Here is a 14,581-nt window from a genome sequence, read left to right on the forward strand (position 1 = left end):
TCCTCACGGGATCACGCCGCGGTGCTGGCGGACGAGCTGGTCGCGGACCTGGCGGCTGTGGCGGCGGCTGACCTGGAGGGTCTCGGTGCCGACGGTGAGCGTGACGCGCCCGCCTTCGAACCGCAGCTCGCTGACGTGCCGCCCGGAGACGAGCGTGCTGCGGTGGATGCGGATGAACCCGGCGCCGGACCAGCGCCGCTCGAGGGCGGCGAGCGACATGCGGACGAGGTAGCTGCCGTCGACGGTGTGCAGGCGTACGTAGTCGCCCTTGGCCTCGGCGAACCAGACGGCCTGCTGTGGCACGAACCGGGTGCGCCCGCCCAGCTCGACGGGGATGACGTCGTCCTGGCCGGGCTCGGGCGCGGGGCAGGTGGCCGCCTCAAGCCTGCGCACGGCCTCGGACAGGCGCTCGGCCCTGACCGGTTTGAGGAGGTAGTCGACCGCCTCCAGCTCGAACGCCTGCACCGCGCACTCCTCGTGGGCCGTGACGAAGACCAGCCGCGGCGGGCTGGGGAACCCGCCGACCAGCCGGGCGAGGTCGAGCCCGTCGAGACCGGGCATGCGGATGTCCAGGAACACGCCGTCGAGCCGCTCGCCGCCGCCGATCATCTGCACCATGTCCTGCAGGGCCGTGACGCCGTCGGCCGCGGTCGTGACGTGCTCGATGCGGTCGTCCTGGCGCAACAAGTAGGCGAGCTCCTCCAGAGCAGGCACTTCATCGTCGACGGCCAGCACTCTCAGCATGTCCACCACGCTGTCGTATGAAAGCAGAGGTCACAAGAGACACACCAGCATAGCGTAATTATTCGACTACGGAGAGATGATGGTGGAATTTGGGGACGCGCAGCCGCACCTTCGTGCCCGCGCCGAGCGCCGTCTCCACGACCAGGCCGTAACCGTCGCCGTAGATCTGGCGCATGCGCAGGTCCACGTTGGCCAGGCCGATGCCGCTGCCCTCGCGGGCGGGGTCCTCGTCGAGCAGGCGGCGAGCGGCCTCGGGGTCCATGCCCGCGCCGTCGTCCTCGACCGTGATGTGCGCCTCCGGCCCGGCGTCGCGGACCACCACCCGCACCTCGCCGGGCTCGCCGCGGCCGCGCATGCCGTGCTTGATGGCGTTCTCGACCAGGGGCTGCAGGCACAGGAACGGCACCGGCACCGGCAGCACCTCGGGCGCGACCTGCATGCTGAAGCGCAGCTTGTCGCCGAAGCGGGCGCGTTCGAGCAGCAGGTAGCGGTCGACGCAGGTCAGCTCGTCGGCCAGGGTGGTGAAGTCGTGGGCGCGGCACAGCGCGTAACGGGAGAAGTCGGCGAAGTCGAGCAGCAGCTCGCGGGCCCGCCTGGGGTTCGTCCGGACGAACGAGGCGATCGTGGTGAGCGCGTTGTAGACGAAGTGCGGGGAGATCTGGGCGCGCAGGGCGCGCATCTCGGCCTCCATGGCGCGCCGGCGTGAGGCGTCGAGCTCGGCGAGCTCGAGCTGGCCGGACACCCAGCGGCCGACCTCGGTGACGGTGCGCACGAGCGCGGCGCTCACCTCGTCGTCGAGCGCGGCCAGCGTGCCGACGACGGTGCCGTCCACGGTCAGCGGCACCACCACCGCCCCGTACGGCTCGTCGGGGAAGACCTGCGCCCGCCCGGCGGCCAGGGCGGCCTGGGCGTGGCCGAGCACGCCGCCCGCGCCGGGCCCGTCGGCGGCCAGCACCGCGTCCGCCGAGGTGAGCGCGACGGCCCGGGTGCCGAGCAGCGTGCGCAGGTGGCGTACGGCCTTGCGGGCGGAGTCGCGGTCGAGGCCCGCGCGCAGGGCGGGCGCGGCCATGGCGGCGACGTGGAGCGTGGCGAACGTGGCGTCGTCCGCCCTGCGCGGCGGCGCCTGACGGCGGCAGGCGGCCCTGGCGAGCGCGTACCCCAGCGCGAAGGCCCCCGGCAGGAGGACCCCCAGCAGGACGGGAGCGCCGGGCGGCGCCACGCACGCGATGATCGGCATGCGGCACACCGTAGCCGCAAACGCAGCGTGCGCGGGCGGGAACGGACGGTGAGATCAGTCCGGTCCTTCGCCGGGTTCCTCCTGGTAGGAGTAGCGCTGCTCGCGCCAGGGGTCGGCGATGTTGTGGTAGCCGCGCTCCTCCCAGAAGCCGCGGCGGTCCTCCAGCAGGTATTCGATGCCGCGCACCCACTTGACGCTCTTCCAGGCGTACAGGTGGGGCACCACGATGCGCACCGGGTAGCCGCGCTCGGGGCTGAGCGGTTTCTCGTCGAGCTCCAGGGCGAACAGCGTGCCGGGCGCGGTGAAGTCGGACATGCGCAGGTTGGCGCTGTAGCCGTACTCGGCCCAGATCATCACGTGGCGCACGCCGGGGTCGGGCGGCGCGATGTCCATGATCGTGGCCGGGGTGACGCCGCGCCATTCGTTGGCCATGAGCGAGAACTTGGTGACGCAGTGGAAGTCCTCGACGCGCGTGATGCGCGGCAGCCGTTCGAACTCGGGCCAGCGCAGCGCGTGCTCCTCGCCGGACGCGGTCGCGCCGAAGACGCGGAAGTCCCAGGTCTCGGGCTTGAACGTGGGCACGCGACCGTAGTGGATCACGGGCCTGCCGCGTGGGACGTACTGACCTGGGGGCAGGCGCGACTCCTCCACGAACACTCCCTTCACCGTCTCGCGTCTCACGCCATCCTGCCATCGCACGCCGAGTGGCTCGGCAGCGGGTGCGGTGCGCTATTGTTTGGGGCTATGCACGCAGCGTTCCTGTTTTGGTATGGCGACGGACCCGAGTCCGCTCGCCATGTGACGCTGCGCTAGCACACAGGCGAACGAAAGGCCCCGGGTCCGCACAGGACCCGGGGCCTTTCGCGTTTTCCGGACAAGGAGAAGCAGCACATGGTGATCGTGATGGGCCCGGAGGCCACCGCGGACGATCTCGCGGCTATCGTGTCGGTCGTCGAGGCGGCCGGAGTCGAGGCGTTCGTCAGCAAGGGTGTGAGCCGGACGATCGTCGGCCTGGTCGGCGACGTGACGCAGCTCGACGCCGCCGCCCTGCGGGGCATGGGCGGGGTGCGCGACGTCATGCGGGTCTCGACGCCGTACAAGCTGGTCAGCAGGGAGAACCATCCGGAACGCTCCACCGTGCACGTGGGCGGCGTGCCCATCGGCCCCGGCACCGTGACGCTGATCGCGGGGCCGTGCGCGGTGGAGACGCACCAGCAGACGCTGGCGGCGGCCAGGATGGCGCAGGCCGCCGGCGCGGTGCTGCTGCGCGGGGGCGCGTTCAAGCCGCGCACCTCCCCGTACGCCTTCCAGGGCCTCGGTGAGCAGGGCCTGCGCATCCTGGCGGACGTGCGCGCGGAGACGGGCCTGCCGATCGTCACGGAGGTCCTGGACGTCCGCGACGTCGAGCTGGTGGCCTCGTACGCCGACATGCTGCAGATCGGCACCCGCAACATGCAGAACTTCGCGCTGCTGCAGGCCGTCGGCGCGGCCGGGCGGCCGGTGATGCTCAAGCGCGGCATGACCGCCACCATCGAGGAGTGGCTGATGGCCGCCGAGTACATCGCCCAGCGCGGCAACCTCGACATCGTGCTGTGCGAGCGGGGCGTGCGGACGTTCGAGACGGCCACCCGCAACACGCTGGACGTCTCGGCGGTGCCGGTGGCGCAGCGCCTGTCGCACCTGCCGGTCGTCGTGGACCCGTCGCACTCGGGCGGGCACCGCGACCTGGTGCCGCCGCTGACCAGGGCGGCGGTCGCGGCGGGCGCCGACGGGGTGATCATCGATGTGCATCCGCAGCCCGAGCAGGCCCTCGTGGACGGCCCGCAGGCGCTCGTGGAGGCCGATCTGGGGGCGCTCGCCCAGATCATGACGGACTTCCCGCCGCTGCTCGGCAAGACCGCCGCCCCGGCCGCCGCCCCTGCCACGGCCTGACGCGTGACGCCCGGGGAACCCCTCCCCCGGGCGCCTCAGACGGTCTCAGTGGGCCTCAGGGCGGGCCGGCTCAGATCGTGTACTCCTGGATGGAGTCGGCGAGCTGGACGCACAGCTCCTCGGCGTCGAGCCGCTTCTCGATCTGCTTGAGGTCCTCGATCTTGGCCCTGGTCTCGGCCCGCCGGGGAGCGAGCAGCGAGCAGCAGTCCTCGTCGGGCAGCTCGGAGATCTCCAGCGTGCCGATGCGCCGCGCCTCGGCCATGATCTCCGTCTTGTCCCACCCGACCAGGGGCCGCAGGATCGGCAGGTCGACCGCGTTGTCCTGGGCGGTGATGTTGGCCAGCGTCTGGGAGGACACCTGGCCGAGCGCGTCGCCGGTGATCAGCGCCGAGGCGTGGATGCGGTGGGCGACCTCTTCTGCGGTCTTGAGCATGAGCCGCCGCTGGGCGATCACCGCCAGGCGGTCCTGGCCGGAGTTGCGGATCGACTGCTGGGCCTTGCCGAACGGCACCACCCACAGCCGCGACTTCCCCTGGAACCGGTCGAGCTTCTTGACCAGCGCGTACGCCTTGTAGATCGACTCGGAGGTGGTGAACGGGATGCCGGAGAAGTGGAGGAAGTCGACGTGCAGCCCGCGCCGCATCATGCGGTACGCGGCCACCGGCGAGTCGATGCCGCCCGACATGAGCACGAGCGCCCGCCCGCTGCTGCCGACCGGCAGGCCGCCCTGGCCGGGGATGCCGTCGGTGAAGACGAACACCTCGTCCCTGTCGACCTCGATGAAGACCGTCAGGTCGGGCTTGCTCAGGTCGACGGGCAGCTTGTACTCGTCGTTGATGGCGCCGCCCACGAGCCGGTCGAGCTCGTTGGAGCTGAGCGGGAAGCGCTTGTCACGGCGGCGGGAGCGGACGGCGAAGGTGCCGCCGCGCTTGGCCACCTCGCTCTCACCGGCCAGCTCGAGACCGGCCTTGAGCACCGTGTCGGGGTCTTTGGCGACGCGCCAGGCGCGGTGGATCCAGACCAGGCCGGGCACGTCGGCGACGCGCTGAGCGACGCTCTCGGCCTGCTCGGCGGTGGCGCCCTTGGGCAGGAAGATCGCGATGACGCCGTGCCGCCTGCGCACGTCCACCTGGACGCCGACGCTCTTGAGCGCGTCACGGATGTTGCCGATCAGACGGCGTTCGAACAGCTCGCGGTTCTTGCCCTTGAGGACGATCTCGCCCAGCTTGAGCAGAACGCACGGCTCGCCCAGGGCGGACATCGTCATGGTGGAACCTCCGGGAAGATGGGGAAACGCGGCCGTTGATGGCAACGTCGCGACGTCTTGAGTTTAGTCCGCGCCGGACTGCGGCTCGCTCGCCTGCGGAGATCACTCAGCTGTGAGCACTTCTCATGTTCCCGACCGGTTAAGTTGACAGATAGTTGCAATATCCATGCGAATAGGACATCCAGGATGGCAAAATCCGTGGACCCCTAATTCGCAAGGACCGATAGATGACCTCCGCTGTGGACCACTTCACCTACGGACTGCTCACGCCGCTGCTCGCGTACGTCATGTCCTGCATCGGCTCGATGCTCGGGCTGCGGCTGACCGCCCAGGCGCACGCTTCACGCGGCGGAGCACGCGTGCGCTGGCTGCTGGGCGCGGCCGTCTCCATCGGCGGCACGGGTATCTGGGTCATGCACTTCATCGCCATGATGGGCTTCCAGGTGGAGGGCACCCAGATCAAGTACGACGTCTGGCTCACCGCGGCCTCGGCCCTCGTGGCGGTCGTGGTCGTCGGCACCGGCCTGTTCCTCGTCTCCTACGGCAACGGCCGGCTGCCCGCGCTGCTGGGCGGCGGCCTGCTCACCGGCCTCGGCGTGGCCTCCATGCACTACCTCGGCATGTACGCGATGAACATGTCGGCCCGCGTCTCCTACGACCGCCTGCTCGTCGGCCTCTCCGTCGTCATCGCGGTCGTGGCGGCCACCGTCGCGCTCTGGTTCACCACCCGGGTCAAGAAGCCCATCTGGATCACCGGCGCCGCCCTCGTCATGGGCCTCGCGGTCGCCGGCATGCACTACACCGGCATGTTCGCGATGCACGTCACGGTGGACCCGCAGCCCGGCGAGGTGCTCGGCGCCGACGCCCTGGACTTCCTCGTCCCGCTCATGACCGTGATCAGCCTGATCACGCTGACCATGCTGCTCATGGTGATCCTGTCCCCCTCCGAGGAGGAGCTGAGCGAGGACGCCGAGCTGCTCGCCAAGCTGGAGGAGCGCCGCCGCAACTCCGAGCAACAGCAGCAGCTGACCTACCCGGCGGGGGCCTCCGCCCCGCTCGCGGCCCCGGTCGCCGGCCGGCCGCAGCCGATGCAGCCGATGCAACCGGCGCAGCCCAGGCAGCAGCAGCCGATGCAGGCCGCCCAGCCGCAGCCCGCCGCCCGGCAGCAGCCGATGCGCAGCAGGCGCCGGTGAGCGGGCGAACGCCGGGACGACAGAAGACGGCGGCGAGAAGGCCGGCGGGCCTCGCGGGCGCGCCGCGCGAACGCGGAGGGCGTGCCGAGACCGATCTCTCCGGCACGCCCCACGGTCGATCTATGTCATGAGTACGGCCTGCGACGCACAGGTGGGCCGCCGACGTGTCGCGGCGCAGGCCGTACCCTGAGGGGGTTGTAGCGGTTGACCCCGCTGACCCCGACGGTACGGCCGCGCGCTTGCAGGCCGCTTACAGTCAGCCGAAGAACACCTCGGCCTCTTCGTACCGCTCGACCGGCACGGTCTTGAGCTCGGCCGTGGCCTCGTCGAGCCCGACGCGGACGATGTCGGTGCCGCGCAGCGCGACCATCTTGCCGTAGTCGCCCTCGTGCGCCGCGTCGATGGCCTGCAGCCCGAACCTGGTGGCGAGCACCCGGTCGTAGGCCGTGGGGGTGCCGCCGCGCTGGATGTGGCCGAGCACGGTGGTGCGGGCCTCCTTACCGGTGCGCTTCTCGATCTCCTTGGCCAGCACCTCGCCGATGCCGCCGAGCCGGACGTGGCCGAACGCGTCGAGCGTGCTGGTCTGCAGCGCCATCTGGCCCTCGACCGGGTGCGCGCCCTCGGCGACCACGATGATCGGCGAGTAGCGGGTGCGGAAGCGGGACTCGACGTATTCGCAGACGCGGTCGATGTCGAACGGCTTCTCCGGGATGAGGATGACGTTGGCGCCGCCCGCCATGCCCGCGTGCAGCGCGATCCAGCCGGCGTGGCGGCCCATGACCTCGCAGATGAGCGCCCTGTGGTGGGACTCCGCGGTGGTGTGCAGCCGGTCGATGGCCTCGGTCGCGATGTTGACGGCGGTGTCGAAGCCGAAGGTGTAGTCGGTGCCGGACAGGTCGTTGTCGATGGTCTTGGGCACGCCCACGACGTGGACGCCGCGGTCGTAGAGCTGCTTGGCGACGCCGAGGGTGTCCTCGCCGCCGATGGCGATGAGCGCGTCCACGCCGGTCGCGGCGAGGTTCTCCTTGATCCGGTCGACACCGCCCTCGATCTTCATCGGGTTGGTGCGGGAGGAGCCGAGTATGGTGCCGCCGCGCGGGAGGATGCCGCGCACGGCCTGGATGTCAAGTGGCATCGTGTCGCCTTCGAGGGGGCCGCGCCAGCCGTCACGGAAGCCGACGAACTCGTGCCCGTAGACGCTCACCCCCTTACGCACCACTGCCCTGATGACGGCGTTGAGGCCGGGGCAGTCGCCGCCTCCGGTGAGCACTCCAATACGCATGGCGGGTTCCTCCCGATAGGGGTCACGAACCAGACCTAGTGTCAGACTCGCATTGTGCCCGGCAGCACACGCAGTGGTCTAGACCAAACGCGAGGCTGGGGAATGAAACCTGGGCGCCCGCTCGTGCCGCCATCGATCGAGGAGGAGTTTTCGTGAGCGTATTGGCCATCGACGCCGGGACGACGGGAGTGACGGCGCTCGTCGTCGCCGAGGACGGAAGCGTGGCGAGCAAGGGATACGAGGAGTTCGCCCAGCACTTCCCCGAGCCCGGCTGGGTCGAGCACAATCCCGAGGACATCTGGCAGGCCACGCTGTCGGCCTGCGCCGCCGCGCTGCGCGGCACCTCGCTGCGGCCGTCCTGCGTCGGCATCACCAACCAGCGCGAGACCGCCGTGCTGTGGGACCGCCACACGCTGGCCGCGCCGCGCCGGGCCATCGTCTGGCAGGACCGCCGCACCGCCGGGCTGTGCGTGCGGCTGCGCGACGCCGGTCATGAGCCGCGGGTGAGCGAGCTGACCGGGCTGCGGCTCGACCCGTACTTCACCGCCACCAAGCTCACCTGGCTGGCCGAGCACGACCCCGGGGTGTGGGCGGGCGTCGAGTCCGGCGACATCGCCGTGGGGACGGTGGACTCCTACCTCATCGCCAGGCTGACGGCGGGCGCGCAGCACGTGACCGACCCGTCCAACGCCTCCCGCACCCTGCTGTACGGGCTCGCGTCCGGCGGCTGGGAGCCGGAGCTGTGCGAGCTGTTCGGCGTGCCCGAGCGGGCGCTGCCGGAGATCGTGCCCAACTACGGGCCGCTCGGGCGTACGGATCCGTCCGTCTTCCTCGGGCTCGACGTGCCGATCAGCGGGGTGGCCGGCGACCAGCAGGCGGCGCTGTTCGGGCAGACCTGCTTCGACGTGGGCGATGTGAAGTGCACCTACGGCACCGGCTCGTTCGTGCTGGCCAACATCGGCGACAAGATCACCAGGCCGGAGAACGGGCTGCTGACCACGGTCGCCTGGCAGACGCCGTCCGGCGAGCGCACGTACGCGGTGGAGGGGTCGATCTTCGTCACCGGCGCGGCGGTGCAGTGGCTGCGCGACGGGCTCGGGCTGATCGGCACCGCGCCGGAATCGGAGGCGGTGGCGCGCACGGTGCCCGACAGCGGCGGCGTGGTGTTCGTGCCCGCGCTGACCGGCCTCGGCGCGCCGCACTGGGAGCCGGACGCGCGCGGGCTGATCACCGGCATCACGCGCGGCACGACGCGGGCGCACCTGGTCAGGGCGACGCTGGAGGCCATCGCGTTCGAGGTGCGCGACGTGGTGGAGTCGATGACGGCCGGGTCGGTGCCGGTGCTCAAGGCCGACGGCGGTGCCAGCGCCAACGACCTGCTCATGCAGTTCCAGGCCGACCAGCTCGGCACCGCCGTGGAGCGGCCGGCCGTGCAGGAGACCACGGCGCTGGGCGCGGCGTTCCTGGCCGGGCTCGGAGCGGGCGTGTGGGGGTCGGAGGCGGAGCTGCGCGAGACGTGGCTCCTCGACCGGCGCTTCGAGCCCGGTGAGCGGGACGAGGCGGCGTACGCGCGCTGGCGGGCCGCCGTCGAGCTGACCCGCACGGCCGCCCGCCACACCTGACCGGGCTGAGGACTGGGCTCAGGCTCGCCACACGGGACCTGGGCCAAGGCTCAGGCTCGCCCCATAGAGCGCTGGGCGAAGGCTCACGCTCGGCCTGCGGGGCCCTGGGCGAAGCGGGTGAGGATGTTGATGGTGGCGCGGCGGGTGAAGGCGGCGGCGTCGTCGGTGACGCCGTGGCCGCAGCGCTTGCCGCGCAGCCCGCACACCCAGCGCATCGTGCCGGAGGCGAACACGCCGGCCCCGCTCGGCGCCGTGTAGTAGGTGCTGTGCGCGACGGTGGGCCGCCCGCCGCACGAGAACGGCGACTCGGCCAGCACCTGCACCCCCGCGGGCGAGCCGCGCGAGACCCGGTCGGTCTCCACGCCGACCAGCCCGGGGAAGACGCGGCCCTTCGTCCCGGCGAAGATCCAGTGATCCGGCCTGGTGACGCGGTAGGCGCCCTCGGCGGGGAAGCAGTCGTACATCTGGCCCACCAGCGCGCTCTCCGGGCGGGTGTCGCGCCAGAGCCGGCACTGGCTCTCCTTGTCGCAGGCGACGGTCCTGCCGTGCACGGCGATGCGCCAGTAGACGGCGTTGGCGCCGAGGAAGGCCAGGTTGGTGCCGCTGTCCCTGGCGCGGGTGACGACCTGGCGCATGCCGGGCGTCCAGTACTCGTCGTGGCCGAGCGAGATCACCGCGCGGGCGCCGTCGAGCGCGCCCGGCACGAGGTCGAGGTTCGTGAGGTACGCGAGCGGCACGCCGCTCTTCTCGGCGACCGCCATGACCTCCTTCTCGAAGTCGAGGAAGAGGCGGGCGCCGACGCCGTCGTACGGGCGGTCGAAGGTGACGGCGCGCGACCTGCCGGCGTACCCGCCCGGGCCCGTGTAGAGGCTGCGCCCGCCCCACAGGTTGTACGCCTGCCAGGTGGTGACCGCGTTCACCAGCACCACGCGGCCGACGGTGGAGGCCGAGCGCACGGTGACGGGCACGTACCGCTGGGCGCCGGTGGAGGCGTCGAGCCTGATGAGGTACGACCCCTCCGGCCAGCCCGTGGTGTCCACGGTCAGGGAGGGCGGCCAGTGGGCGGCGGTGACCATGCCGTCCACGACCTTGGCGGGCGGCTGCCGCGTGCCCTTGACCGGGTCGGACTCCCACACCTTGGCCGGGTTGGCGCCCATGCGGAAGGCGCGGGCGGTGAAGCGGGGCGCGGTCGTCGAGACGTGCAGGCGCAGCGGCTGGCCGGGCAGCACGCTCACCCGGTCGGCGTACCCCTCGATCTCGTGGTCGGCGCCGAGCCTGGTGATCCGCCAGGACTCCTGCACGTCCAGCTCGGTCGGGATCCGCGGATCGACGGGGACGGGCGCGGACGGAGGCGGCTCGCCACAGCCGGCGGCGAGCACGACGAGGAGGGCGGCGACGACGGGCACCTTGCGCACGAGGCCATGGTCGGGGCCCGCCCTCCGGATCGGCGGCGACTTGGTGAACTCCTTACACGATCAGCACGCAGGCGGGACTGTCCACCTCGTACGAGGTGCCGTCCGGCTCGGGCACCCCGTCGCGCAGGGCGAAGCGGGTGACCTTGTTCGCGTACTGGTTGGCCACGTACATCACCTCGCCGTCGATGGCGAAGTGGCGGGGCCAGTCGCCGCCCGTCGGCACCTCGGCCACCCGCGACAGGTCGCCGGCGCGCAGCACGGTGACGGTGTTGGGGCCGCGGTTGGCGACGTAGACGAGGTCGCCCTCGACCTGGAGGTGCGAGGGCGCGTTGGCGCCGTCCTGCTGCGAGGCGGGCACGGTGGTGCGGCGCTCGCCCTCGATGAGGGTGACGGTGCCGTCGAGCTCGCCCGCGACGTACAGGCGGCCGCCCGCGAACGCGAAGTGGCGCGGGCCCGTGCCGGGGCTCAGCCTGATCGGCTCCAGCCGGGTGCCGTCGGGCCGGTAGCGGCGGATCTCGTCGGTGCCGAGGTCGGAGACGTGCAGCAGGCCGTCGTGGAAGACGCACTGGTGGGCGTGGGGGCCCTCCTGGCGCTCGGCGTTCGGGCCCGAGCCCTCGTTGCGCAGCACGATCGGCTCACCGGAGAACGCGCCACGCTCGTCGAGGTGATAGATCACGGCGGTGCCGTCGCCGTAGTTGGCCGCCGCGAGCAGCGTGCCGGTGGGGTCCACCGCGACGTGGCACGGGCTGTGGCCCTCGCTCGGGCGCTCGTCGAACGGGGTCAGCTCGCCGGTGACCTCCAGGGCGGTGAGCCAGCCGCGTTCGAGCTCGCCCACGGCGTACAGCACCGGGAGCGTCGGGTGGGCGGCCAGGAACGACGGCGCCGTCACCCGTGCGAGGCCGCGTGCCTCACCATCGCCGATCGTGACGATGCCGGGACCGTATCCGCCAATGCGCACGTGCTTCACAGCGGGGATCCTCCTATGGTTGACTAAGGCAATGAGTTCGTTGACAGAGGCAAGGGTTTCTCAGGTAAGAGCCTTCAACCGGTTCTATACGAAGGTGATCGGCGCGCTCCAGGCGGGGCTGCTCGACTCGCCGTACTCGCTGACCGAGGTGCGCGTGCTCTTCGAGCTGGCGCAGGCCGGCCGCTTGGAGACCGGCGAGCTGCGCGCGCTGCTCGGCCTGGACGCGGGCTACCTCAGCCGCATCCTCACCCGCTTCGGCAACGACGGGCTCGTGGAGCGCGAGCGCTCGGAGTCCGACGGGCGCAAGCAGCTCGTCAGCCTCACCCCGAAGGGCGCGGAGGTCTTCGCCGCGCTCGACCGGCGCTCCGGCGAGGAGATCGAGCAGCTGCTCGGCGGGCTGTCCGACGGGGACCAGGCGCGGCTGGTCGAGGGCATGGCGACGATCCGGCAGGTGCTCGACGGGACGCGGGAGCGGCGCTCGTACGTGATCAGGCCGCCGCGCACCGGCGACCTCGGCTGGGTCGCCTACCGGCACGGCGAGCTCTACAGCGCCGAGTACGGCTGGGGCACCGCGTTCGAACAGCTCGTCGCCGGGATCGTGGCCGGGTTCGACCCCGCGCACGACACCGGCTGGATCGCCGAGGTGGACGGCGAGCGGGCCGGGTGCATCTTCTGCATGCGGCAGGACGACGAGACCGCCAAGCTGCGCCTGCTGCTGGTCGAGCCGTGGGCGCGCGGCCTCGGCATCGGGCGGCGGCTGGTGGACGAGTGCGTACGGCACGCCCGCGCCGAGGGCTACCGGCGCATCACGCTGTGGACCCGCGACTGCCTGACCAGCGCGCGGCGCATCTACCGGGCGGCCGGGTTCGAGCTGGAGTCGTCGGAGAAGGGCTCGGAGAACGGGATCGAGCTGGTGGAGGAGATGTGGACGCTCGACCTGTCCACGCCACCCGCGGCCGGCTCCGCGTGAGCGCCGGTGCCCGGACCGCCGCCGGCCCGCTGGTCAGGGGCGGAACGGGCCGGTGACCTCGAACGTCTGGCCCTCGGTGCGGCCGCGCCTGGCCGAGAAGTAGAGCCGCTGCCCGTCCGGCGAGAACGCCAGCCCGGTCAGCTCCGCCCCGTCGTGGCCCTCCAGCCGCAGGAACGGCGTGACCGCACGGTCGGGCGCGATCACGTCGATCTCGGGGCGCTCCCTGGCGACGTAGAGGTCACCGGACGGCGCGGCGGTGATGGCGCGCACGCCCTCGCAGAGCCGGTCGAGCGTGGAGGTCTGCGCGTCGTAGGCCCACAGGCCGGTGTCGCCCTTGGTGGTGAAGTAGCACACCCCGCCCGCGTAGTGGCAGGCGTCGCCGCCGTCGAAGTGGCGGGCGTCGTCGACCTGGTGGCGGGCCTCCTTGAGCAGGGCGGCCGGCGAGGGCACCGGCTCCCAGCGGCCCGACTCGCACAGCACCTCGAGCGTGCCCTCCGTCAGGTCGCCCCAGTCGCTCGGCCGGAACCGGTAGAAGCACCCGTCGGGCTCGTCCTCCGTCATGTAGATCACCCGCCGCTCGGGGTCGCAGGCGGCGGCCTCGTGCTTGAACCGGCCCATCGCCAGGCGGGGGCGCGCGGCGCGGGCGCCGTACGGGTCGCATTCGAAGACGCGACCGCGGTGGCCGAGCTCGCACGACAGCCAGGTGTTCCACGGCGTGGCGCCGCCCGCGCAGTTGAGATCGGTGCCGGAGAGGATCCGGTAGGCGTCGCCGATGCTGCCGTCGGGGCGGAAGCGCAGCGCCGACGCGCCGCCGAGCAGGGGCAGCTCGGAGTTGGACACGTAGATCCAGCCGTCGCCGTCGGGGAAACAGGCGCCGCCGTCGGGGGCGGCGTGCCAGGTCAGACCGGCGACCTTCGCACCGCTGCGGGCCACCACCCGGCCGGTGAACCCCGGGGGCAGCGCCAGGCCGTCGGGACCCGGCAGTCCGAGCGGACCGTACGGGCTGATGCCGCCCGGCAAGAGCGGGCCCGTGCGGAGGAGAGTCTTGTGCGACATCGTGGGGCCTCCCTCTAGGTGCCACGCTAGTCGACCGCACGGACATGAATGGCAGGGACTCGGGTAATCAAACAATCCGCAAACCCCGCCTGTGATCGGCCGGGCCGTGACGCTCCGTGCATCGTTCCGGGAGGAGGCCCGCCCCCGCCGGGGGCGAGCGTCACCGTACGTGACGATGGAATCGTTTCCCGCCTTCCTGCGATCGGGCGGGAAAACCTCGGCGTGCCATCGCCTCCGGGCATGCGAAAGCCCGGGCCGCGTGCCCGGGCTCTCCTTCGTCGTACGGCGCCCGCCCGCCGTGAGCCGGTGGTGCCGTGGTGGGTCAGCGCTGCGCCTGGAACATCCAGTGCTGCTTGTCGATCTCCTTCGCCACGGCGATGAGCAGGTCCTGGCTGACCGGGTCGGGCTCGTCGGTGGCCTCGATGCGCTCGTACATGCGCTTGCTGATGCCGCTGAGGATCTCGGTGATGGCCGCCACGACCTTGCCGTCCTCCTGCCAGCCGCCCTCGGGCTGCTGGAGCTTGGTGTCGCGGGCGACGGTGGCGGCGCGGCCGTCGGGGTTGGCCCCCAGGGCGACCACGCGCTCGGCGACGGTGTCGGCGTGCTCCCTCGCGATGGAGACGAGCTCGTCGAGCTGCAGGTGGATGGGTCGGAAGTGGGAGCCGATGAGGTTCCAGTGGAACTGCTTGGCGACCAGGGTGAGGTCGATGAGGTCGACGAGGGCGCCTTGGAGAGCTTGGACGACGGTGTTCTTGGCGTCGTCCGTAAGAGGTCCGGTGATGGTAGCCATGACTACTTTCCTCCCCGCCTGTCGGTGTTTACACCTGCCCCCAACCAATCTCCCCCTCCGCTTCTTCCGGGCCGGAGACATTGACACTGCAATAATGACAGTGTCA

Annotated in this window: 13 protein-coding genes; 4 read left to right on the forward strand and 9 right to left on the reverse strand. The window is 71.6% G+C overall.

Going from position 1 to position 14,581, the window contains the following annotated elements; translation table 11 throughout:
- Nucleotides 1-3: 3 nt before the first annotated feature.
- The 3 genes from AB0K67_RS08660 to AB0K67_RS08670 are packed head-to-tail and all read right to left on the reverse strand — an operon-like array spanning nt 4 to nt 2,632.
- Nucleotides 4-744 carry a LytTR family DNA-binding domain-containing protein gene (locus AB0K67_RS08660; protein WP_364055081.1) on the reverse strand — a complete coding sequence of 247 codons (741 nt, stop codon included), beginning with the start codon at nt 742-744 and terminating at the stop codon, nt 4-6.
- Between the two features lie 58 nt (nt 745-802).
- Complete coding sequence (locus AB0K67_RS08665; RefSeq protein WP_364055084.1) at nt 803-1,981, reverse strand: histidine kinase; 1,179 nt, start codon at nt 1,979-1,981, stop codon at nt 803-805.
- 54 nt (nt 1,982-2,035) lie between these two features.
- The gene (locus AB0K67_RS08670; protein WP_364057518.1) at nt 2,036-2,632 is read right to left on the reverse strand and encodes a molybdopterin-dependent oxidoreductase; all 597 of its coding nucleotides are present in this window, start codon (nt 2,630-2,632) and stop codon (nt 2,036-2,038) included.
- 240 nt (nt 2,633-2,872) lie between these two features.
- Here AB0K67_RS08670 and aroF point away from each other — a divergent pair, with 240 nt between their 5' ends.
- Complete coding sequence (gene aroF, locus AB0K67_RS08675; RefSeq protein WP_364055086.1) at nt 2,873-3,913, forward strand: 3-deoxy-7-phosphoheptulonate synthase; 1,041 nt, start codon at nt 2,873-2,875, stop codon at nt 3,911-3,913.
- A 70-nt stretch (nt 3,914-3,983) separates the two neighbouring features.
- On the opposite strand, the gene thiI is transcribed toward aroF, so the two are convergent.
- The gene (thiI, locus tag AB0K67_RS08680; protein WP_364055089.1) at nt 3,984-5,180 is read right to left on the reverse strand and encodes a tRNA uracil 4-sulfurtransferase ThiI; all 1,197 of its coding nucleotides are present in this window, start codon (nt 5,178-5,180) and stop codon (nt 3,984-3,986) included.
- 227 nt (nt 5,181-5,407) lie between these two features.
- On the opposite strand from thiI, the gene AB0K67_RS08685 reads away from it, so the two are divergent.
- Nucleotides 5,408-6,373 (forward strand): MHYT domain-containing protein, encoded by a 966-nt coding sequence (locus AB0K67_RS08685; RefSeq protein WP_364055092.1) that lies wholly within the window; start codon nt 5,408-5,410, stop codon nt 6,371-6,373.
- Between the two features lie 256 nt (nt 6,374-6,629).
- Here AB0K67_RS08685 and AB0K67_RS08690 read toward each other — a convergent pair whose 3' ends face one another.
- Complete coding sequence (locus AB0K67_RS08690; RefSeq protein ID WP_364055095.1) at nt 6,630-7,655, reverse strand: 6-phosphofructokinase; 1,026 nt, start codon at nt 7,653-7,655, stop codon at nt 6,630-6,632.
- Between the two features lie 152 nt (nt 7,656-7,807).
- Between AB0K67_RS08690 and AB0K67_RS08695 the strand changes: the two genes are divergently transcribed.
- Nucleotides 7,808-9,277 (forward strand): glycerol kinase, encoded by a 1,470-nt coding sequence (locus tag AB0K67_RS08695; RefSeq protein ID WP_364055098.1) that lies wholly within the window; start codon nt 7,808-7,810, stop codon nt 9,275-9,277.
- 83 nt (nt 9,278-9,360) lie between these two features.
- Here the strand turns inward: AB0K67_RS08695 and AB0K67_RS08700 are convergent, their stop codons facing one another.
- Nucleotides 9,361-10,692: a N,N-dimethylformamidase beta subunit family domain-containing protein gene (locus AB0K67_RS08700; RefSeq protein WP_364055101.1), complete on the reverse strand. Its 1,332-nt coding sequence runs from the start codon at nt 10,690-10,692 to the stop codon at nt 9,361-9,363.
- 52 nt (nt 10,693-10,744) lie between these two features.
- On the reverse strand, nt 10,745-11,659 hold the full coding sequence (locus AB0K67_RS08705; RefSeq protein WP_364055104.1) for a beta-propeller fold lactonase family protein: 915 nt from the start codon (nt 11,657-11,659) through the stop codon (nt 10,745-10,747).
- A gap of 94 nt (nt 11,660-11,753) precedes the next feature.
- Here AB0K67_RS08705 and AB0K67_RS08710 point away from each other — a divergent pair, with 94 nt between their 5' ends.
- Complete coding sequence (locus tag AB0K67_RS08710) at nt 11,754-12,629, forward strand: helix-turn-helix domain-containing GNAT family N-acetyltransferase (protein WP_364055107.1); 876 nt, start codon at nt 11,754-11,756, stop codon at nt 12,627-12,629.
- 33 nt (nt 12,630-12,662) lie between these two features.
- Here AB0K67_RS08710 and AB0K67_RS08715 read toward each other — a convergent pair whose 3' ends face one another.
- On the reverse strand, nt 12,663-13,685 hold the full coding sequence (locus AB0K67_RS08715; protein ID WP_364055110.1) for an alkaline phosphatase PhoX: 1,023 nt from the start codon (nt 13,683-13,685) through the stop codon (nt 12,663-12,665).
- Between the two features lie 322 nt (nt 13,686-14,007).
- Nucleotides 14,008-14,475, reverse strand: coding sequence for a DNA starvation/stationary phase protection protein (locus tag AB0K67_RS08720; RefSeq protein WP_364055113.1), 468 nt, complete (start codon nt 14,473-14,475; stop codon nt 14,008-14,010).
- Nucleotides 14,476-14,581: the final 106 nt, after the last annotated feature.

It is taken from the genome of Nonomuraea sp. NPDC052634 (assembly GCF_040678535.1).
In the GTDB taxonomy this organism is placed as follows: Bacteria; Actinomycetota; Actinomycetes; order Streptosporangiales; family Streptosporangiaceae; genus Nonomuraea; species Nonomuraea fastidiosa.